22 protein-coding genes are annotated in these 20,140 nt (G+C 63.5%); 12 read left to right on the top strand and 10 right to left on the bottom strand.

Annotation, left to right across the window (positions count from 1 at the left end):
- Nucleotides 1–314: 314 nt before the first annotated feature.
- Nucleotides 315–764: a MarR family winged helix-turn-helix transcriptional regulator gene (locus tag NKH71_RS20170; RefSeq protein ID WP_023717189.1), complete on the bottom strand. Its 450-nt coding sequence runs from the start codon at nt 762–764 to the stop codon at nt 315–317.
- A 137-nt stretch (nt 765–901) separates the two neighbouring features.
- Between NKH71_RS20170 and hmgA the strand changes: the two genes are divergently transcribed.
- Genes hmgA through NKH71_RS20195 form a run of 5 tightly spaced genes read left to right on the top strand, consistent with a single transcriptional unit; the run spans nt 902 to nt 5,045 of the window.
- Nucleotides 902–2,215 carry a homogentisate 1,2-dioxygenase gene (gene hmgA, locus NKH71_RS20175; RefSeq protein ID WP_352640013.1) on the top strand — a complete coding sequence of 438 codons (1,314 nt, stop codon included), beginning with the start codon at nt 902–904 and terminating at the stop codon, nt 2,213–2,215.
- Nucleotides 2,216–2,225: 10 nt separating this feature from the next.
- Nucleotides 2,226–3,125: an MBL fold metallo-hydrolase gene (locus tag NKH71_RS20180; protein WP_352481276.1), complete on the top strand. Its 900-nt coding sequence runs from the start codon at nt 2,226–2,228 to the stop codon at nt 3,123–3,125.
- Between the two features lie 48 nt (nt 3,126–3,173).
- Nucleotides 3,174–4,196 (top strand): fumarylacetoacetate hydrolase family protein, encoded by a 1,023-nt coding sequence (locus NKH71_RS20185; RefSeq protein ID WP_023717191.1) that lies wholly within the window; start codon nt 3,174–3,176, stop codon nt 4,194–4,196.
- Entirely contained in the window at nt 4,193–4,486 is a 294-nt protein-coding gene (locus NKH71_RS20190; RefSeq protein WP_352481275.1) for a hypothetical protein, read from the top strand. The genes NKH71_RS20185 and NKH71_RS20190 overlap by 4 nt, the downstream gene beginning before the upstream one ends.
- A 4-nt stretch (nt 4,487–4,490) precedes the next feature.
- Entirely contained in the window at nt 4,491–5,045 is a 555-nt protein-coding gene (locus NKH71_RS20195; protein WP_023717193.1) for a DinB family protein, read from the top strand.
- Here the strand turns inward: NKH71_RS20195 and NKH71_RS20200 are convergent, their stop codons facing one another.
- From NKH71_RS20200 to hppD, 3 genes are all read right to left on the bottom strand, one after another.
- Nucleotides 5,046–5,423: a type II toxin-antitoxin system VapC family toxin gene (locus tag NKH71_RS20200; protein WP_023717194.1), complete on the bottom strand. Its 378-nt coding sequence runs from the start codon at nt 5,421–5,423 to the stop codon at nt 5,046–5,048. It lies immediately after the preceding gene.
- Nucleotides 5,420–5,644 (bottom strand): type II toxin-antitoxin system Phd/YefM family antitoxin, encoded by a 225-nt coding sequence (locus NKH71_RS20205; protein WP_023717195.1) that lies wholly within the window; start codon nt 5,642–5,644, stop codon nt 5,420–5,422. The genes NKH71_RS20200 and NKH71_RS20205 overlap by 4 nt, the downstream gene beginning before the upstream one ends.
- A 69-nt stretch (nt 5,645–5,713) precedes the next feature.
- Nucleotides 5,714–6,829, bottom strand: a complete 1,116-nt coding sequence (gene hppD, locus NKH71_RS20210) for a 4-hydroxyphenylpyruvate dioxygenase (protein WP_023717196.1) — start codon at nt 6,827–6,829, stop codon at nt 5,714–5,716.
- Between the two features lie 153 nt (nt 6,830–6,982).
- On the opposite strand from hppD, the gene NKH71_RS20215 reads away from it, so the two are divergent.
- A complete protein-coding gene (locus NKH71_RS20215) occupies nt 6,983–7,450 on the top strand; it encodes an Lrp/AsnC family transcriptional regulator (protein WP_023717197.1) in 468 nt (155 codons plus the stop codon).
- 12 nt (nt 7,451–7,462) lie between these two features.
- Here NKH71_RS20215 and NKH71_RS20220 read toward each other — a convergent pair whose 3' ends face one another.
- The 4 genes from NKH71_RS20220 to aztA form a co-directional block, all read right to left on the bottom strand.
- Nucleotides 7,463–7,801 (bottom strand): protein tyrosine phosphatase family protein, encoded by a 339-nt coding sequence (locus NKH71_RS20220; protein ID WP_023674411.1) that lies wholly within the window; start codon nt 7,799–7,801, stop codon nt 7,463–7,465.
- 186 nt (nt 7,802–7,987) lie between these two features.
- Nucleotides 7,988–8,914, bottom strand: coding sequence for a zinc ABC transporter substrate-binding protein AztC (gene aztC, locus NKH71_RS20225; protein WP_023717198.1), 927 nt, complete (start codon nt 8,912–8,914; stop codon nt 7,988–7,990).
- Between the two features lie 22 nt (nt 8,915–8,936).
- Entirely contained in the window at nt 8,937–9,812 is an 876-nt protein-coding gene (aztB, locus tag NKH71_RS20230) for a zinc ABC transporter permease AztB (RefSeq protein WP_352481316.1), read from the bottom strand.
- Nucleotides 9,812–10,627: a zinc ABC transporter ATP-binding protein AztA gene (gene aztA / locus NKH71_RS20235; RefSeq protein ID WP_352895293.1), complete on the bottom strand. Its 816-nt coding sequence runs from the start codon at nt 10,625–10,627 to the stop codon at nt 9,812–9,814. The genes aztB and aztA overlap by 1 nt, the downstream gene beginning before the upstream one ends.
- Before the next feature lie 224 nt (nt 10,628–10,851).
- Here aztA and NKH71_RS20240 point away from each other — a divergent pair, with 224 nt between their 5' ends.
- On the top strand, nt 10,852–11,196 hold the full coding sequence (locus NKH71_RS20240; protein WP_352481272.1) for a RidA family protein: 345 nt from the start codon (nt 10,852–10,854) through the stop codon (nt 11,194–11,196).
- A gap of 179 nt (nt 11,197–11,375) precedes the next feature.
- Here NKH71_RS20240 and hutC read toward each other — a convergent pair whose 3' ends face one another.
- Together hutC and NKH71_RS20250 are read right to left on the bottom strand one after the other, a co-directional pair.
- The gene (hutC, locus tag NKH71_RS20245) at nt 11,376–12,137 is read right to left on the bottom strand and encodes a histidine utilization transcriptional repressor HutC (RefSeq protein WP_352895294.1); all 762 of its coding nucleotides are present in this window, start codon (nt 12,135–12,137) and stop codon (nt 11,376–11,378) included.
- A complete protein-coding gene (locus NKH71_RS20250) occupies nt 12,134–13,486 on the bottom strand; it encodes a formimidoylglutamate deiminase (protein ID WP_352895312.1) in 1,353 nt (450 codons plus the stop codon). Before NKH71_RS20250 ends, hutC begins: the two co-directional genes overlap by 4 nt.
- Nucleotides 13,487–13,584: 98 nt before the next feature.
- Here NKH71_RS20250 and hutI point away from each other — a divergent pair, with 98 nt between their 5' ends.
- From hutI to NKH71_RS20275, 5 genes are all read left to right on the top strand, one after another.
- Complete coding sequence (hutI, locus tag NKH71_RS20255) at nt 13,585–14,835, top strand: imidazolonepropionase (RefSeq protein ID WP_352895295.1); 1,251 nt, start codon at nt 13,585–13,587, stop codon at nt 14,833–14,835.
- On the top strand, nt 14,832–16,367 hold the full coding sequence (gene hutH, locus NKH71_RS20260; RefSeq protein ID WP_352895296.1) for a histidine ammonia-lyase: 1,536 nt from the start codon (nt 14,832–14,834) through the stop codon (nt 16,365–16,367). The genes hutI and hutH overlap by 4 nt, the downstream gene beginning before the upstream one ends.
- 490 nt (nt 16,368–16,857) lie before the next feature.
- The gene (gene hutG / locus NKH71_RS20265) at nt 16,858–17,667 is read left to right on the top strand and encodes an N-formylglutamate deformylase (protein WP_352895297.1); all 810 of its coding nucleotides are present in this window, start codon (nt 16,858–16,860) and stop codon (nt 17,665–17,667) included.
- Nucleotides 17,668–17,699: 32 nt separating this feature from the next.
- Nucleotides 17,700–19,370, top strand: coding sequence for a urocanate hydratase (gene hutU / locus NKH71_RS20270; RefSeq protein WP_352895298.1), 1,671 nt, complete (start codon nt 17,700–17,702; stop codon nt 19,368–19,370).
- An 8-nt stretch (nt 19,371–19,378) separates the two neighbouring features.
- The gene (locus NKH71_RS20275; protein ID WP_023717208.1) at nt 19,379–19,966 is read left to right on the top strand and encodes a HutD/Ves family protein; all 588 of its coding nucleotides are present in this window, start codon (nt 19,379–19,381) and stop codon (nt 19,964–19,966) included.
- Nucleotides 19,967–20,140 lie beyond the last annotated feature (174 nt).

A 20,140-nucleotide genomic window follows, 5' to 3' on the forward strand; every position in this document is an offset into this window, starting at 1 on the left:
ACGATCAGGTCGCCAAGCCGGTGCGTGGCGTTGGGCGCGCGTGGATCAGGCACCGCGCCAAAGTAGCTCTCAAGGCAGGAAATGGCAGTCGCTCCTTCGCTCACCTGCCTCTCCAAAGAATCCTTTCTCAGCCTAAACTCAACCCCAAAATCGCCATATGCGATTCCCCTGCCCTCAAGGGGGGGATTGGCAGCTTCGCCGACATCGCTCTTCTTTGGAGATTGGCGAAAGCCGAAGCGACGTCCAATCTCCCCCTTGAGGGGGAGATGTCCGGCAGGACAGAGGGGGTGTGAACGATCGCTGCGTAGCAGCTTTCACAGCTCCTTTCGTCGATCCGGCAACGCCATCTCCAGGGCCGCCACTCCGCTGACAACGGCCGCTCGCTGTTCCGTGCTCAGCCTCGCAAGCAATTCCAGCTCGAACGCTTTAGCCAGCGGCACCATCTCGCGATAGGCGACAAGGCCAGCTCGGGTCAGCGTCAGATGCTCGACCCGCCTGTCTTTTCCATCCGGTGTGCGAGTGAGCCAGCGGCGCCGTTCGAGCTCGGCGACGGCTCGCGAAACCTTGGTCTTGTGCATGGCCGACTGCTCGCCGAGTTCCGTCGCGGTCATGGTGCCGTGCTGGCCGAGCCCGGCCAGCGTGCGCCATTCGGGTCGGGTCAGGCCGTGACGGTCCTTGTATATCCTGGAGAATTCCCGGCTGACGGCATCGGCGAGACGGTAGAGCCGGTAGGGCAGGAAGCTTTCGAGTTCCAGGACGTCCATGATTTTGTATCCCGGCAGACGCCGCGGTTGATAGTTACATTTTCAATGGTTACCGATGAAACCAGTTTGGTCAATGCTTGAGTGCCGCAGCCATCGGAGGCGAGGAGCGCGCTCTGTCAGTATCCAGGGAGGATGCCATGGCCTATTCCTACATGCCGGGTTTCGGCAACGACTTCGAGACCGAGACTTTGCCGGGCTCGCTGCCGCAAGGACGCAACTCGCCGCAGCGGCCGGCCTACGGCCTCTACGCCGAGCAGCTTTCGGGCTCTCCTTTCACTGCGCCGCGCGGCACCAATGAGCGCTCCTGGCTTTATCGGATAAGGCCGAGCGTCAGGCATACCGGTCGCTTCAAAGCGGCGAATTATCCGCTGTGGAAAAGCGCGCCGAACGTCGGCGACCACCAGCTCGCTCTCGGCCAGTATCGCTGGAGCCCCGTGCCGATGCCGAAAGAGCCGACAGACTTCATCGCCGGCATGCGCTCGATCACCACCGCCGGCGACGTGCTCGGCCAGACCGGCATGGCGGCACATGTCTATGTCGCCAACCGTTCGATGGCCGACGACCATTTCTTCAACGCCGACGGCGAGTTGCTGGTCGTGCCCCAGGTTGGAGCCTTGCGCTTGATCACCGAGATGGGCGTCATCGAACTCACGCCAGGCGAGATCGCCGTGCTACCGCGTGGCCTGGTGTTCAAGGTCGAACTGTTGGATGCCGAAGTGCGCGGCTATGTCTGCGAGAATTACGGCGCCAAGCTGACGCTGCCGGATCGCGGCCCGATCGGCGCCAATTGCCTGGCCAATCCGCGCGATTTCAAGACGCCCTGCGCCTGGTTCGAGGATAAGGACACGCCCTGTCGGCTGATCGTGAAATGGTGTGGCCAGTTCCATGTCACCGAGATCGATCATTCACCGCTCGATGTGGTGGCGTGGCACGGCAACTATTCACCCTACAAATATGATCTTGCGACGTTTTCCCCCGTCGGCGCGATCCTGTTCGATCATCCCGACCCATCGATCTTCACCGTGCTGACCGCGCCGAGCGGCGAGGAAGGCACTGCCAATATCGATTTCGTCATCTTTCCGCCGCGCTGGCTGGTTGCCGAAAATACGTTCCGCCCGCCGTGGTATCACCGCAACATCATGAGCGAGTTCATGGGCCTGATCCATGGTCAGTACGATGCCAAGGAAGAGGGCTTTGTGCCCGGCGGCATCAGCCTGCACAACATGATGCTGGCCCACGGACCCGATGCGCCTGGCTTCGAAAAGGCCTCGCGCGCGGAGCTGAAACCGGTCAAGCTCGCCAACACCATGGCCTTCATGTTCGAGACACGCTTCCCGCAGATGGTGACCCGCTATGGCGCCGAGCTCGAAACCCGGCAGGACAATTATATCGACTGCTGGGCCGATCTGAAGAAACGCTTCAACGGCACGCCCGAGGGCGACTGGTCTTGAGCGCCGTCGCATGATGGATCGTCTGGTGCTTCTTGGCTCGAAGGGTGGTCCGGCGCTCCGGCCGGGCGGACCGTGGCCGAGTTCATCGCTGCTGGAGATTGGCGGCCGCACCCTCGTCGTCGATTGCGGGCTGGGCGTAACGCGCGGGCTGACCGATGCCGGCGTCAGTCTGAAGGCGCTTGACCTGATCTTCATCACGCATTTGCATTCAGACCATGTGCTGGAACTCGGACCGTTGATCCACACCGCATGGACGGCCGGCCTGGGGACAAAGGTCACCGTATTCGGCCCGCCCGGCATCGGCTACTACTGGCAGCGCTTTTGCCAGGCGATGGAGTTCGACATCGAGATCCGCATCGCCGACGAAGGGCGGCCGGATCTCCGCGACCTGGTCTCGATTGTCGAGTTTGGTGAAGGGCAGGTGGCGGAAGAGCGCGGTCTCAAAATATCGGCCTTGCGTGTCGACCACCCGCCGGTGACGGACTGCTTTGCGCTGCGCTTCGAGCAAGCCGGGCAAAGCATCGTCTTCTCGTCCGATACGGCGTTCTTTCCGCCATTGTCGGATTTCGCCGAAGGCGCCGACGTCCTGGTCCACGAGGCCATGCTGGAAGAGGGCATCGAGCGGTTGGTCGCGAAGACCGGCAACGGTGCAAGACTGAGGGAACACCTGCTTGCCAGCCACAGCTTTGCCGAGGAAGCGGGCCGCATCGCCAGCGATGCAGGCGTCAAAAGACTGGTCCTCAACCATCTCATTCCCGCCGACGATCCCGAGATCGGCGAGGCCGACTGGATTGCCGCCGTCAGGAAAACATGGGCCGGCGACTTGACGATCGCCCGCGACGGCCTTGTTGTGGGGCTGGAGCATGATCTCGAAAAGTGGAAACCGGTTTTCGGAAGAGATCATGCCTAGAACAAAAAATCAAAGCAGCACCAAAGCTGCGCCAGGAGAGGAAACCGCATGAAGCTTGCCACCTTGAAGGACGGGACGCGCGACGGAAAACTCGTCGTCGTCTCGCGCGACCTGACGCGGTTTACCGATGCGTCGTTCCTGGTGCGGACGCTGCAGGCCGCGCTCGATGACTGGCGTCGGATCGCGCCGCATCTCACCGCCATGGCCGAATCGCTGGAGAACAATGCGGTGCCGTCGGCTCGCTTTCACGAGCACGACGCCCATTCGCCGCTGCCGCGCGCCTACCAATGGGCCGACGGCTCGGCCTATGTGAACCATGTCGAGCTGGTGCGGAAGGCGCGCGGCGCCGAGATGCCGGCAAGCTTCTGGACCGATCCGCTGATCTACCAGGGCGGTTCGGACGCCTTCCTCGCACCGCGCGACCCAATCCGCATGATCGACGAGACCCTTGGCATCGACCTGGAAGGCGAGGTCGCCGTCATTGTCGACGACGTGCCGATGGGCGCTGGCCTCGACGAGGCGCGGGCAGCGATCCGGCTGGTCATGCTGGTCAACGACGTGACGCTGCGCGGCCTGACCGGACCCGAGCTTGCCAAGGGGTTCGGCTTCTTCCAGTCGAAACCGTCATCAGCCTTTTCGCCGGTTGCGGTGACGCCGGACGAACTGGGCGATGCCTGGGACGGCGGCAAGGTCAGCCTGCCGCTGCTGGTCGATCTCAACGGCAAACCGTTCGGCCGGGCGAACGCCGGCATCGACATGACCTTCGACTTTCCGGCGCTGATTGCCCATGCCGCAAAAACGCGGCCGCTGGCCGCCGGCACCATCGTCGGTTCGGGCACCGTCTCCAACAAGCTCGATGGCGGGCCGGGCAAGCCTGTCTCGGCGGGCGGCGCCGGCTATTCCTGTATCGCCGAGTTGCGTATGATCGAGACCATCGAAGCCGGCGAACCGAAGACGCCGTTTCTGCGCTTTGGCGATACCGTGCGCATCGAGATGAAGGACAGGGGCGGGCATTCGATCTTCGGCGCCATCGAGCAGAAGGTCGAGAAATACGAGGGGGCAAGAGAATGACAGGCGAGACATTCTATCTCCTGTGCGGTGTCTGGGCCCTTGTCATGCTGGCGATCTTCATCCCGGCGATCCGGCTGAGCTATCGCATCGAGGCGCGCTCGCCCGGCCTGACCAACCGCAGCGGCTTTCCGCGCAAGGCGATGATGTTTCACACCGTCACCAACACGAACGTCGCGCGTGACCAGGAAACGCAAGGCATGCGGCGGCGCATGATCGGGCTGCTGCTGATTGTTCTCGCTGGATTCCTGCTAATGGGGGCAGGCTTGTCGTTGGTCCGGTCAGCTGCGTGAAGTCATGGACCTGCTGAACCATTTCCGCCGCATGGCGCGCAACAATCTCTGGTCGAACGACCGGCTTTATGGCGCCGTACTGCAGCTTAAGCCTGGTGAATTCGAAGCCGAGCGAACCAGCTTCTTCCCGTCGATCAAGGCAACGCTGAACCACATTCTGGCGGTCGATCACCTCTATCTCGATTTTCTCGAAGAGGGCGGCGTCGGCGCCGCGGCCTATGATGAGTTCTTGCGCTTCGACGAAGCGGACGCGCTCTTTGGCAAGCGGGCGGAGGCCGACCGGCGGCTGATCGCTTTTTGCGACCGCCTGTCGGCGGACGATCTCGAACGCCGCGTCGTCACTGATCGGCGCGAGGACGGCATGATACCGGAGCGGATCGGCGATTTGCTCGCCCATCTCTTCATCCACGACATCCATCATCGCGGCCAGGTGCACGCGATGCTGTCTGGCACCTCGGTGAAACCGCCACAACTCGACGAGTTCTTCCTCGATTACGATGTTAAGTTGAGGAAAGCCGAAGTCGAGCGGCTGGGACTGCGAGACCAACTGCTTGGCTAATTATGCCAAAGCCACATCGTAACTGGCGAAATGCGGGTCGGATGTAAGGATGGTGAGATTCTCCATTTGCGCCTGCGCAATCAGAAGTCTGTCGAACGGATCACCATGGTGGTGGGGTAGGCTGCCGACGGCGTTTGCGTGCTGGAAGGTTACGGCGAGCGGCTGAAATTGCATCCTTGGAAGCAGCGTTGGCAGGTCGTCCGGCGCATCGAGTTTTCTGATCGAGCGTTTGATGGCAATTTCCCAGACGCTAGCCGCGCTCGCGAACACCACCGCTTCCGAAGCCAGAATAGCGCGGTGGTGCTCGCTGAGACGCCGATCGTCCGAAATCGACCAGAGGATGATGTGTGTGTCGGCGAGAAACGGGCCGACCGTCATTTCACGTACTCATCCCACTCGGGACCGAGTTCATCAAAATCGTCCGCAATCCAGATCTTGCCCTTCAATGCGCCGATACGCGGCAGGGATTCGGCCACTGCCGGAGGTACGATACGCGCCGCCACCTTGCCGTGGCGTGTGAGCACGATCTCCTCGCCGGCTTCCGCACGGCTGACGAGTTCCGACAATTTGGCCTTGGCTTCGGCAATGGAAACATTCATGACTCGATCCTTTATGACCAGAATTTAGGTCATAACTGATCAAACCACAAGGCACCTCGGCCGAACTGGCTACGCTGCCTTGCCGTCCACCTTCAGCACGCCGCGCTTGATCTGGTCCTGCTCGATGGATTCGAACAGAGCGCGGAAATTGCCCTCGCCAAAACCTTCGTCGCCCTTCCTCTGGATAAACTCGAAGAAGATCGGCCCGATCACAGTCTTTGAAAAAATCTGCAGCAGGATCTTGGTCGTGCCGCCGTCGACGACGCCTTCGCCGTCGATCAGGATGCCGTGCCTTTTCATGCGCTCGATCGGCTCTTCATGGCCGTTCACGCGGGCATAAGACATGTCGTAATAGGTCTCGGGCGGGCCCGGCATGAACTTCAGGCCGTTGGCGGCCAGCCTGTCGGTGGCGCCGTAAATGTCGTCGGTGCCGACGGCGATGTGCTGGATGCCCTCGCCATTGTACTTCTTCAGATATTCGGCGATCTGGCTGGTCTCGTCCTTGGACTCGTTGAGCGGGATGCGGATCTTGCTGCAGGGCGAGGTGATGGCGCGGCTGACCAGGCCGGTGATCTTGCCGTCGATGTCGAAGAAATGGATCTGCTTGAAGCCGAACAGGTCGCGGTAGAAATCCCACCATTTGTCCATCTGGCCGCGATAGACATTGTGGGTCAGGTGGTCGAGATAATAGAAGCCGACGCCTTCCGGCCTGGGATCGCGCTCGCCCAGCCAGTCGAACTCGGCGTCGTAAGCCGAGCCCTTCTCGCCATAGGTTTCGATGAAATAGAGCAGCGATCCGCCGATACCGACGATTGCCGGCACGTCGAGCGACTTGCCGGCGCCTTCATAGGGCGTCGCGCCCTTGGCAACGGCGTGGTCGAAGGCATGCCTGGCATCGACCACCCGCCACGCCATCGAGGCGGCGCAAGGGCCGTGCTTGTCGACGAATTTCATCGCATGCGAGCCGGGTTCGGCATTGACGACATAATTGATGTCGCCCTGCCGCCAGACGGTGATGTCCTTGCTGCGGTGCTTGGCCACCGGCACGTAGCCCATGCGGGTGAAAAGCTCGGCGAGCTTTTCCGGCTCGGCATGCGCGAATTCGACGAATTCGAAGCCGTCGGTGCCGGCGGGATTGGTTTTGCTGATCTTGGCGGGCGGTGCGTCGTGCGGGAAGGGACCCATGGCATTGCTCCGAAATCTGGCCCGAAATCTGGCATTGGCCGCATCGGCCATATCTGAGCCCAATCATAGCGCGGAGCGAGTGCAAATTGCTTGCATTCAAACGCTTGAAATGTTCCGATCATGCGCAACTTGTGCATGACCGGGTCGAAATCCATGGATGAAGCGCGCATTGACCAGTTTGACCGCAAGATAATGGCTCTGCTGCAGGCCGACGCGCGGTTGACCAACAACGATTTGTCGGAACGAGTGAATCTGTCAGCGTCGCAATGCTCGCGCCGTCGCCAGCGGCTGGAGGAGGACGGTTATATCAAGGGCTACCGGGCGGTGCTCGACCGCGACAAGCTCGGCTTTTCCCTGGTCAACGTCATTTCGGTGACGCTCGCCACCCACAACCGCGACAATGCGCGGCGTTTCGGCGAATTAGTGGCGCGGCTGCCGCAAGTGCAGGAAGCGCACGCGCTGACCGGCGAGATGGATTATATATTGAAAGTGGTGACGCCGGACCTGAAGTCGCTGTCGGAATTCGTCAACAGCGTGCTGCTCCCGCACGAATCGGTGCAGCATGTGAAGACGGCGATCGTGCTGGAGACGTTGAAGGAGACCGGCGCGCTGCCGATCTGAGGGCGCGAACGTTCACCCCTTCGATTGCTGGATCAGCCCATAGAGATTGGTGCAGCGGGCGCCGGACCGGCAATAGGCGAACACCGGGCCTTCGAGTTCGTCGAGCGCCTCAGCCTGGTCCTCGACATTCTCGGCCGTGATCTGGCCGCTGATGACGGGGATGTAGCGGAAGGCGAGCCCGGCGCCCTCGACCGCCGCCTTGACGGTGTCGGCCGATGGCTGGCCGGGCTGCTCGTCGTCCGGCCGGTTGCAGATCACGCTCTTGAAGCCGGCGGCCTTGATGGTCGCGACATCCTCGGGCTGGATCTGGCCCGAGACCGAATAGTCCTCGCTGATCTGACGGTATTCCATGGCTGGGGTCCTCGCAATCTGGTTAGCGGCAGTCTTGCCACTCCCTGACCCGGTCGGCAATCCGCGCGAAAAGAAATCCATCCGCGCAGATAGAGATTTCGATCCCGGAAATCCAGCCGGGCTAACGCCGCATGTCGCCAGGACGCATCATGCGCCAGCCCGGCTGGATGAACCGGATCGGTCGGCTCAGCTGCCGAGGATCGCGCCTTTGATCTGGGCGATGTTGTTGTGCATCAGGTCGATATAGGTCGAGGCCGGGCCGTCGGGCTGTGAGAGCGCATCGGAATAGAGCGTGCCGCCCACCTTGATGCCGGTCTCGCTGGCGATCTGCTCGATCAGCCGCGGATTGGTGATGTTCTCGACGAAGATCGCCGCCGCCTTGTCCTGTTTCACCTGGCTGACCAGCTTGGCGACGTCGGCGGCGGAGGGCTCCGACTCGGTCGACACGCCTTCCGGGGCCAGGAACGTCAAGCCATAGGCCTGCTCGAAATAGCCGAAGGCATCATGCGAGGTGATGACGACGCGCTTCTCTTGCGGGATCGACTGGATCGCTGCCTGTACCTCGCCCTCGAGCGCATCGAGCTTTTGCGTATAGGCGGCTGCATTGGCCTTGTAGCTGTCGCAACCCGCAGCGTCGGCCGTGCAGAAGGCGTCGGCGATGTTCTTCACATAGATCTTGGCATTGGCGATCGACTGGAAGGCGTGCGGATCGGTTGCCGTCTCACCATCGGCGTGGGCGTCGGCCTCGGCGAATTCGGGCTTGAAATTGATCGGCGTGACGCCCTTGGTCAGCACGGCGACGGTCGCCTTGGTTGCGCTGGCGTCGACCAGGCGCTGCAGAAAACCTTCGAAATGCAGGCCGTTGACCAGCACGATGTCGGCCTTGGCCATCGCCACCGCATCGGCTGGGCTCGGCTCGTAGACATGCGCATCCCCGTTCGGCCCGACGATGGTGGTCAGATCGATCCGGTCGCCGCCGACATTCTTGGCGAAGTCTCCGATGATGGTGAAACTGGCGACCACTTTCAACGGCTCCGCGAAAGCCGAAGATGCGCCAAAGGCGGTTAATGTTATAACGCTCACGGCCAAAGCGGCGCGGATCGATTTCAGCATGGACAAGTCTCCTTCGTTGGGATCAGGCAGTTCTGTGGCGGTGATGGATGATGCGGGCGCGCAGGATGCCGCGCGTCCCGAACAGGATCGAGGCGAAATAGACGACGCCGGCGGACAGGATGATGGCCGGGCCGGAGGGCAGCGACGCATGATAGGACAACAGCAGCCCGGCAATGCAAGAGGCAAAGCCGATCACTGTCGCCAGCACGCACATCGGCTCGACGCGCGAGGTCCAGAAGCGGGCCGCCGCTGCCGGCAGCATCATCAGCCCGACCGACAGCAAGGTGCCGAGCGCCTGGAAGCCGCCGACGAGGTTGAGCACGACGAGGCCGAGAAAGATGAAATGCACCGGGCTGCCCATCCGGCTGACCGAGCGCAGGAACAAGGGGTCGAGGCATTCGGCGACCAGCGCTCGCCAGAAGATGGCGAGGCTGACCAGCGTCACCACGACGATGCCGCCGATCAGCGTCAGCGCCTCGTTGTTCAGCGCCAGCACGGTGCCGAAAAGCACATGCATGAGATCGACGCTGGAGCCGCGGATCGACACCATAAGCACGCCGATCGCCAGCGAAATCAGATAGAAGGCCGCCATCGAGGCGTCCTCGCGCTGGATGGTGAAGCGCGAGACGGCGCCGGCGCCGAGCGCCACGATGATGCCGGCGATCAGTCCGCCGATGGTCATCGGCAGGATCTCCAGGCCATAAAACAGGAAGCCGGCGGCAGCACCCGGCAGGATGGCATGGGCCATGGCGTCGCCGGACAGGCTCATGCGCCGCAGCATCAGGAACACGCCGACCGGGCAGGCGCCGAGCGACAGCATCATCGAACCGGCGAGCGCCCGCTGCATGAAGGCGTAGTCGGCAAACGGGGCGACGAAAAGACCGTAAAGCACGTCCATCATGCCGCCCTCGGCCCGGAGCCGTGATGATGGTCATGGCTATGCTCGTGGCTGCTGTGATCGTGCACACTGTGATCATGCTCGCCAGGCTCGCACCATGGCGCGTTGTCCTCCCAGGCTTCGTGGAAGCGGCGCGCGCGCAACAAATTCTCCGGCCGCAGCGTCTCTCTGGTCTCGCCCCAGGCGACCGGCTGGCGCGCCAGGAGCAGTGTTTCGGGGAAATTCTGCCGCACTAGGTCGAGATCGTGGACGACCACCATGATCGTACGCTCCTCGCCATGCCAGCGCTTGATCAGTGCGATCAGGTCGCCGACGGTCTTCGTGTCGACGGCATTGAACGGCTCATCGAGCAGGATGAGCTCGGCATCCTGCAACAGCACGCGGGCAAACAGCGTGCGCTGCAGCTGGCCGCCCGACAACGTGTCGATCGGCCGCTTCTCGAAACCGCCGAGGCCGACGGCCATCAGCGCCTTGCTGACCGAGTCGCGATCTTCCCCGGTATAGCGGCCGAGCATGCCACGCCGCGGCCACAGGCCAAGCGAAACCAGGTCGACGACCCGGGCCGGAAAGGAGCGGTCGAGCTCGGACTGCTGCGGCAGGTAGGCGGCGCGCACGCCGGGCGCCCGGATCACCGCGCCGGCCATCGGCTTCAGGACGCCAACGATGCCCTTCATCAGCGTCGACTTGCCGGAGCCGTTGGCGCCGACGACCGCCGTCAAGGACCCCTTGCGGATCGTACCATTGAGGTGGTGGATCGCAGGATGGCTGTTATAGCCCAGCGTCAGGTCGCGGAAGGTCAGGCAGGTTTGGCTCATGTGACGATCCATGGGGCGACGATCGGTGCTGCAGGGGCGGATTCGATATGTGATGTTATTACATTAGTCAACAAGCCAATCGGGCGGAATTGCGGCCGGGCCGTCATGTTGTCCGCTTTGGCTTGGCTCAAGAGGTTCCGCTCGAGCGGCCTTGCTCGAAGCCAGCAGCGATCCTAAACAGGCGCAGCCGACAAGAGAAAGCCGGACAAGAGAAGGAATATCCAATGAGCATTCGTCGCATCGATGTGGGCCCGCGCATGAGCCAGATCGTGATCCACGGCAACACCGTCTATCTGGCCGGTCAGGTCGGCAAGCCGGGTGGAAACGTCGGCGCCCAGACAAAAGACATTCTGGCGGCGATCGACGAATTGCTGGCCAAGGCCGGCACCGACAAGACCAAGATCCTGCAGGCGATCATCTGGCTGGCCGACATGAGCACCTTTGCCGAGATGAACGCCGAGTGGGACAAATGGGTACCGCAGGGCAACACGCCGGCCCGCGCCACCGGCGAGGCCAAGCTTGCCGGACCGGAATATCTGGTCGAGATCATTGTCACCGCGGCGATTTGAGCAGCTCCGTAGGTTCCCCCTCATCCGGCCGCTTCGCGGCCACCTTCTCCCCGAGGGAGAAGAGACTGGCGCTGGCACCAGCGATCTCCTCTCCCCTCGGGGAGAGGTCGGATTTCCCCCAATGCTCTTCGCAATTCGGGGCAATCCGGGTGAGGGGGTCTGACCCTCAGTTGAAATGCTCACCCCTGCGACGGCGTGAACCGCGCCACCAGCGTGTGGCTCTCGGCCGCGTAGGTGAACCGGACATGGGTGACGGGGTGCTCGGCGCTCCATGTTCGCCGCTCGATCACCAGGCACGGCGCGCCGGTCGCGATGTCGAGAGCCGCCGCGATATGCTTGTCGGCTGCAACCGCGCGGATGCGATGCTCGGCCGCACTCCATGGCACACGGCCGATCAGCCACGGACCGGGCGCCGTGTCGAAAAACGCCTCTTCGGCGGCCTCCGGCACGGCAGCCAGGTTGATCAGCCGCTGCTCGTGGGCGAACGGCCGGTTGCCGGCGAAATGCCGGCATTCCAGCGCCAGCACCGGCCCGGCGACGTCGAGTTCCAGCAGGGCGCGATCGTCGGCACTGCTGCGCCTTCTGCTTCCCGCCACGCGCTCGTAGCGGTAGGGCAGGCCAAGTGCCTCGACCTCGATTCGGATGTCGTGGATTTCGAGAACGGCCGCCTGCGATTGCGGCCGGCGGACAAAACTGCCGGAGCGACGCCGGCGCTCGATCAGCCCGGCCTTGGCCAATTGCGACAGCGCCTTGTTCACCGTCATGCGCGAACATCTGTATTCTTCCGTCAGTTCATGCTCGAACGGAATGCGGTGGCCGGGCGCCCAGGCGCCGGACAGGATCCGTTCGCTGATGTCCGACAGGATGCGCTGGTGTAGCGAAAGGGCCTCGCCGCCGTCCGCGCTTCCAGAATCCGCGCTTATCGCCTCGATCATGCTCATGCCGAAAGCGCCGTCATCACCTTGCGGAAGCGCTCGGCAATGGCATCGCGTCTTGCATGCCTGCCGTCGCTGACCAGTTTCCTGCCATGCACCCAGACGCAATCGATCTTGGTGCCGTTGGCAAAAATCCAGGCGTCGAGGATCGCATCACCTGCCTTGCCCGCCAACGATGGATGCTTGCCGTCGAGCGAGACGAGATCGGCCGAGGCACCGGCAGTGATCCGCGAGGCGCCGGCGCCCAACGCGGAACTGCCACCCTCGAGTGCCGCATCGAACAACGCGCGACCGGTCGATCCGCCGGCCACCGCCAACACGTTGCGGGCGCGGTGGGCGAGGCGCTGCGAATATTCGAGTTGCCGCAACTCGTTCGGCAGGCCGATCAGCACGTTGGAATCCGAACCGATGCCGAAGCGGCCGCCATGCTGCATGAACAGCGGCGCGGCAAAGGTGCCGTCGCCGAGATTGGCCTCGGTGATCGGGCAGAGGCCGGCAACGGCGCCGCTTTTCGCCATATCGGTCGTCTCGGTGTCGGTCATGTGGGTGGCGTGGATGAGGCACCAGCGCTGGTCGACCTTGGCATTGGCAAGCAGCCATTCGACCGGCCGCGCCCCGGACCAGGCAAGGCAGTCCTCGACCTCCTTCATCTGCTCGGCGATGTGGATGTGGATCGGCCCCTCCGGCGCCATCGCCGTGATGTTTTCCAGTTCCTCGGGTGTCACGGCACGCAGGCTGTGTGGGGCCACGCCGACGACAGCCTGAGTCAACGCGCGAAGGGATTCGCGGCTTTTCTCAACAAGCCGCGAGAACTGGTTCACATCGTTGATGAATCGCCGCTGGCCTTCATTTGGCGCAGCGCCGCCGAAAGAGGAATGCGCGTAGAACACCGGCAGCAAAGTCAGCCCGATGCCTGTCTCGGACGCTGCAGCAATGATACGCTCCGCCATCTCGGCGATGTTGGCATAGGGCCGGCCGTCGCGGTCGTGGTGGAGATAGTGAAACTCGCCGACGCGCGAGAACCCGGCCTCCAGCATCTCGACATAGAGCTGCGCTGCGACCGCCTCGACCTGGTCCGGCGTCATCGACAGCGCAAAGCGGTACATCACCTCGCGCCAGCTCCAGAAACTGTCGGCGGAAGGGCCGCGCAATTCGGCAAGGCCGGCCATGCCGCGCTGGAAGGCATGGCTGTGCAGGTTCGGCATGCCGGACAAAAGGACAGAATGGCGCTCGTCGCCAGGCAGAGGCGAGGTATTCGCCTCGGCCGTTGCGATCTTGCCGTCGGAGATTACGATCCGCACATCGCTGCGCCAGCCGTCGGGCAGAACTGCCTGTTCCGCAAAAATCGCCGTCACGTCTTTCTCCAAATCCCGGTTGGCCATGTGATGATAGCGCTTGCAGTGCCTTTTGATATGTATATACATAATAACTCCCGATTGAAACGGAAAAGATGATGGCTGGAGAGAGCAAAAACCGGGCAGGGGAGCTTCGCCTCTGGCGCAATGCGCGCCTCGCGACCATGGCCGATAACAGCGCCGGGTTAGGCGTCGTCGAGCACGGCGCCATCGCGGTGCGCAGCGGCCGGATCGTCTATGCCGGGCCGGAAGCCGACATGCCGGCGGCGCTCCGCCCCAGAGCACTTGGCAAAGACGCCGAGGCGACCGACTGCGAAGGCCGCTGGATCACCCCTGGCTTGATCGACTGCCACACCCATCTGGTCCATGCCGGCAACCGTGCCAATGAATTCGAGATGCGGCTGGCCGGCGCCACCTATGAGGAGGTCGCCAAGGCCGGCGGCGGCATCGTTTCCTCGGTCAAGGCTCTGCGCGCCGCGAGCGAGGACGAGCTGGTCGCCCAGTCGCTCCCACGCCTCGACGCGCTGATCGCCGAAGGCGTCACCACCATCGAGATCAAGTCGGGCTACGGTCTCGACCTCGAAAACGAGAAGAAATCGCTGCGCGCCGCGCGACGGCTGGGCGGTGAGCGGCCGGTGACGGTCAGAACCACTTTCCTCGGCGCTCATGCGCTGCCGCCCGAAGCAAAAGGCGACAAGGACGCCTTTATCGATCTTGTCGCCAACGAGATTTTGCCGGCCGTCGCTGCCGACGGCCTTGCCGATGCCGTCGACGGTTTTTGCGAGGGCATTGCCTTTTGGCCCGAGCAGATCGCACGCGTGTTCGATGCCGCGAAGGCGGCGGGCCTGCCGGTCAAGCTCCATGCAGACCAGCTGTCCAATCTGCACGGCGCGGAACTTGCGGCACGCTATGGTGCGCTATCGGCCGATCACCTCGAATATACCGACGAGGCGGGCGCGGCGGCGATGGCGAAGGCAGGAACCGTGGCGACCATCCTGCCCGGCGCCTACTACTTCATCCGCGAGACCAAGAAGCCGCCGATCGCCCTGTTTCGCCAGCATGGCGTCAGGATGGCCGTTGCTACCGACAATAATCCCGGCACCTCGCCGCTGACCTCGCTGCTGCTGACCATGAACATGGCGGCGACGTTGTTCGGCCTGACGGTGGACGAATGCCTTGCCGGCGTTACGCGCGAGGCTGCCCGCGCGCTCGGGTTGCTTGGACAGACCGGCACGCTGGAAGCCGGAAAATCCGCCGATCTGGCGATCTGGGACGTCGAGCGCCCGGCCGAACTCGTCTACCGCATGGGCTTCAATCCGCTGCATGCCCGCATCTGGAGGGGACAATGACCGAACTCAAGCTAAGGCCAGGCAATGCCACGCTGGCCGATTGGCGCGCCATCTATCGCGGCGCCGCACTGAGGCTCGACGATGCCTGCCGGCCGAAGATCAAGGCCAGCGCCGAGGCCGTCGCCAGGATCGTTGCCAAGGGCGAGCCGGTCTACGGCATCAACACCGGCTTCGGCAAGCTGGCCAGCGTTCGCATCCCCGCCGCCGACCTCGAGACGCTGCAGCGAAACATCGTGCTGTCGCATGCCGCCGGCGTCGGCGAGCCGATGCCGCTGGCAATTTGCCGGCTGATGATGGCGCTGAAGCTGGCCAGCCTGGCCCAGGGCGCCTCCGGCGTGCGGCCGCGGACGATCGAGCTGCTCGAGGCGATGCTGGCCAACGACGTTATCCCCGTGGTGCCGGCGCAAGGCTCGGTCGGCGCTTCCGGCGACCTCGCGCCGCTGTCGCACATGACCGCGGTGATGATCGGTGTCGGCGAATGCTTTACCCCGCATGGCCGCTTCCCGGCCAAGGTCGCCTTTGTCTCGCACGGCCTGGAGCCGGTGATATTGGGCGCCAAGGAAGGCCTTGCGCTGCTCAACGGTACGCAGTTTTCGACCGCCTATGCGCTGGCGGCTTTGTTCGAGGCGGAAGTGCTCTATCAGTCAGCGCTGGTCGCCGGCGCGTTGTCGACCGATGCCGCCAAGGGCTCCGACGCGCCGTTCGATCCACGCATCCATCTGCTCAGGAAACATCGCGGCCAGATCGAGACGGCCGAGGCGTTGCGTAATTTGATGGCCGGCAGCGCCATCCGTGAATCGCACCGCGTCGGCGACGAGCGCGTGCAGGACCCATACTGCCTGCGCTGCCAGCCGCAGGTGATGGGCGCAGCACTCAGCGTGCTGCGTCAGGCCGCCGATACGCTCGGCACCGAGGCCAATGGCGTCACCGACAATCCGCTGATCTTTGCCGAGGACGACACAGCGCTTTCTGGCGGAAATTTCCACGCCGAGCCGGTGGCCTTCGCCGCCGACATGATCGCGCTCGCCGTCTGCGAGATCGGCTCGCTGTCGGAACGGCGCATCGCCATGCTGGTCGACCCGGCGCTGTCGGGCATGCCGGCCTTTCTGACGCCCAAGCCGGGTCTGAATTCCGGTTTCATGATCCCGCAAGTGACAGCCGCGGCGCTCGTCTCGGAAAACAAACAAAAAGCGTATCCGGCCAGCGTCGATTCGATCCCGACCTCGGCCAACCAGGAAGACCACGTCTCGATGGCGGCACATGGCGCGCGCCGGCTCATCGGCATGGTCGAGAATGCGACGGCCGTCATCGGCATCGAATTGCTGGCCGCGGCGCAAGGCTGCGATTTCCATGCCCCGCTGGCCTCGAGCGCGGCACTGGAGGCGGTGCGCCGGCTGGTCAGGGCAGAGGTGCCGCATCTCGACAACGACCGGCACTTCCATCCCGACATGGAGAAGGCCATCGCCATGGTACGCAGCGGCGCGGCGGTGGAAGCGGCAAGCGCGGTAAAGCTGCCGGGAGTGACGTCGTGAGACTGTACGCCGCCACAGGTCGGACGTTGGCGAAACCCTCGACGCCAGCTGATCTCCCCCCAAGTGGGGGAGATGTCCGGCAGGACAGAGGGCGGCGCTGTCCCGCCAACCTCAGCCCGGCAATACCGAAATTTTCAAAGTCAGAAACAAAAAACCCGCCACGAGGGCGGGTCGTCGGTGACAATCATCACCATACCCATATTAGTAGCATAGCTGCCGGCACAAAGCAAGAACAAAATACGACACGGCCGGCAAAAAGCGAGGTCGGTGTTCACGGACAATTGCAAGGTCGCGTTCTGCCGCGCCCCCCTCTGCCCTGCCGGGCATCTCCCCCACGAGTGGGGAGATTGGCCGTTACACTGGCTTTCGCCAATCTCCAACGTTGCAGGACTGAGCGAGGCGCCGCAGCTGCCAATCTCCCCCCTTGTGGGGGAGATGCCCGGCAGGGCAGAGGGGGGCGCCGTAGAGCTCCAACGCGCGGAGACTTCTCATGACTTGGCTCACCGTCACCCGAGGCACGGCACCCCTGCTGGTTTCGATCCCGCATACCGGCATCGATCTGGCCGGCCTCGACAACCGACTTATCTCGCCCTGGCTCGGCCGCCGTGACGCCGACTGGTGGATCGACAAGCTTTATGATTTCGCCGAGAGCCTTGGCGCGACGGTGGTGCATACGGCGATCTCGCGCACCGTCATCGACGTCAACCGCGATCCGTCTGGCGTTTCGCTCTATCCCGGCCAGACGACGACTGGGCTCTGCCCGACCGAGACCTTCGACGGCGATCCGCTCTACCGCGAAGGCGAGGAGCCGGGGCCGTCTGAGATCGACGAACGCCGCGAAAAATTCTTCGTGCCCTATCATGCCGCGTTGCAGGCCGAGATCGACAGGCTGCGCGCTTTGCACGGGAAGATCGTCGTCTATGACTGCCACTCGATCCGTTCGGTGCTGCCGCGCCTGTTCGAAGGCAAATTGCCGGTCTTCAATCTCGGCACCAATGACGGCAAGAGCGCCGATCCGGTGTTGCAGGAGAAAGTCACGCAGATTGTCGCAGAAACCGGCGAGAGCTTTGTCGTCAACGGCCGCTTCAAGGGCGGCTGGATCACGCGTCATTTCGGCCAGCCGCAAGCCGGCGTCCACGCGCTGCAGATGGAGCTCTCCAACCGTGGCTATCTGCGCGAGCCCGAAGGCAAGGGCGAACCGGATAACTGGCCGGTGCCTTACGACGCCGAATTCGCGGCGCCGATCCGCGTCACGCTGAGAAAGATCCTGGAAACCGCGATCGCCTGGGCCGAACGCTGACGCGCGGTGCACCTCACTCGAAAGGGACAATCATGACCGATCCTCGCCACAATATCCGTGAAGTGCGCAGCCCGCGCGGCAGCGAGCTCAACGCCCGCACCTGGCTGACGGAAGCGCCGTTGCGCATGCTGATGAACAATCTCGACCCGGACGTTGCCGAAAATCCCAACGAACTGGTCGTCTATGGCGGCATCGGCCGGGCGGCGCGCACCTGGAACGATTTCGACCGCATCGTTGCCTCGCTGAAGACGCTTGGCGACGACGAGACACTGTTGGTGCAATCCGGCAAGCCGGTCGGCGTGTTCCGCACCCATGCCGATGCGCCGCGCGTGCTGATCGCCAATTCGAACCTCGTGCCGCACTGGGCGACATGGGAGAAGTTCAACGAGCTCGATAGAAAAGGCCTTATGATGTACGGCCAGATGACGGCCGGCTCATGGATCTACATCGGCACGCAAGGCATCGTGCAGGGCACCTACGAGACCTTCGTCGAGGCAGGCCGTCAGCACTATGGTGGCAATCTCAAAGGCAAATGGATCCTGACCGGCGGCCTCGGCGGCATGGGTGGTGCCCAGCCGCTCGCAGCAGTCATGGCCGGCGCCTGCTGCCTGGCGGTCGAATGCGATCCCGACCGCATCGATTTCCGGCTGCGCACCCGCTATGTCGACGAGCGCGCCGACACGCTCGACGAGGCTCTGGAAAAGATCGAGCGCTGGACTAAAGCCGGTGAGGCGAAATCGGTCGGCCTGGTCGGCAACACCGCCGACATTGTGCCGGAACTGGTGCAGCGCGGCGTGCGCCCCGACATCGTCACCGACCAGACCTCGGCACATGACCCGCTCAACGGCTATCTGCCTAAGGGCTGGTCGCTGGCCGAATGGCGCGAGAAACGCACCAGCGACCCGAAGGCCGTTGAAAAAGCTGCCCGCGCATCGATGCGCGAGCATGTCGAGGCGATGGTGGCGTTCTGGAACGCCGGCGTGCCGACGCTCGACTACGGCAACAACATCCGCCAGGTGGCAAAGGAGGAGGGCTTTGAGCATGCCTTTGCCTTCCCGGGTTTCGTGCCGGCCTATATCCGTCCGCTGTTTTGCCGCGGCATCGGCCCGTTCCGCTGGGCAGCACTTTCCGGCGATCCCGAGGATATCTACAGAACCGACGCCAAGGTGCGCGAGCTGACCCCTGGTAACACCCATCTGCACAACTGGCTCGACATGGCGCGTGAGCGCATCGCCTTCCAAGGGTTGCCGGCCCGCATCTGCTGGGTTGGCCTTGGCGACCGCCACCGGCTCGGCCTCGCCTTCAACGAGATGGTCGCCAGCGGCGAACTGAAGGCACCGGTGGTCATCGGCCGCGACCACCTCGATTCCGGCTCGGTCGCCTCGCCGAACCGCGAGACGGAGGCGATGAAGGACGGCTCCGATGCCGTCTCCGACTGGCCGCTGCTCAACGCCTTGCTCAACACCGCGTCCGGTGCCACCTGGGTGTCGCTGCACCATGGCGGCGGCGTCGGCATGGGCTTTTCGCAGCATGCCGGCATGGTTATCGTCGCAGACGGCACGCGTGAGGCGGCCAAGCGCCTTGAGCGGGTTCTGTGGAACGATCCGGCGACGGGCGTCATGCGTCACGCCGACGCCGGCTACGACATCGCGATCGAGTGCGCCAGGGAGAACCAGCTCAACCTGCCCGGCATATTGGGCTGAGCCGCGCCTTGCGCATCCTTCGGGCCTCGGAATACCGGTCGATGCCGTGGAAGAACGGCGGCGGCGTGACGACGGAGATTGCCGTCTCGCCGGCAGGTGCTGGGCTCGACGATTTCGACTGGCGCGTCTCGATGGCGCTGGTCGAGGGCGGCGGCCCGTTTTCCGGCTTTCCCGGCGTCGACCGGACTTTGGCCTTGCTGGAAGGCGAGGGCATGGTCCTCGATATCGCCGGCCGGCCGCCGGTCGAAATCACCAAGGCTTCCGCACCGCTTGCCTTTCCGGCCGACGTGCCAACGCAAGCGACGCTGATCGCCGGTCCGATCACCGACCTCAACGTCATGACCCGCCGGACCCGGGCGATCCACCAGATCGAGCGCCTGTTGATTTCGGCTCCGACGAAAATCCGGTTTGGAGCCGATGAAACACTCATCCTGTCCCTCGACGGCGAGCTTAGGGTGGCCGGCGCCGCGCCCGTGCAACTGGGGCCGCTCGATGCGCTGTTGCTCGGGCCGCAAGCGCCGGAACTGCGCCTTGATCCCGTCCGGCCGGCGATGCTGTTCGTGATCCGCATCGATCGCATTGCCGGCAACGATTAACGCCTGTTTCCAAACATGATCGAGACGCCGGTCAAATATTGCGTAAGCTGGTCCCTGCATCACGAAAAAGCCTGAATCTTCCGCCGATCAGAAGCCGAAACGATGCTCGGAGGCGCTCGCCTGGAAGTTGTCGAAAGACGACACCTTGTCGTGGTGCGGAAACAAACATTCGGC

The sequence above is a fragment of the Mesorhizobium sp. M0983 genome (assembly GCF_040318975.1).
In the GTDB taxonomy this organism is placed as follows: domain Bacteria; phylum Pseudomonadota; class Alphaproteobacteria; order Rhizobiales; family Rhizobiaceae; genus Mesorhizobium.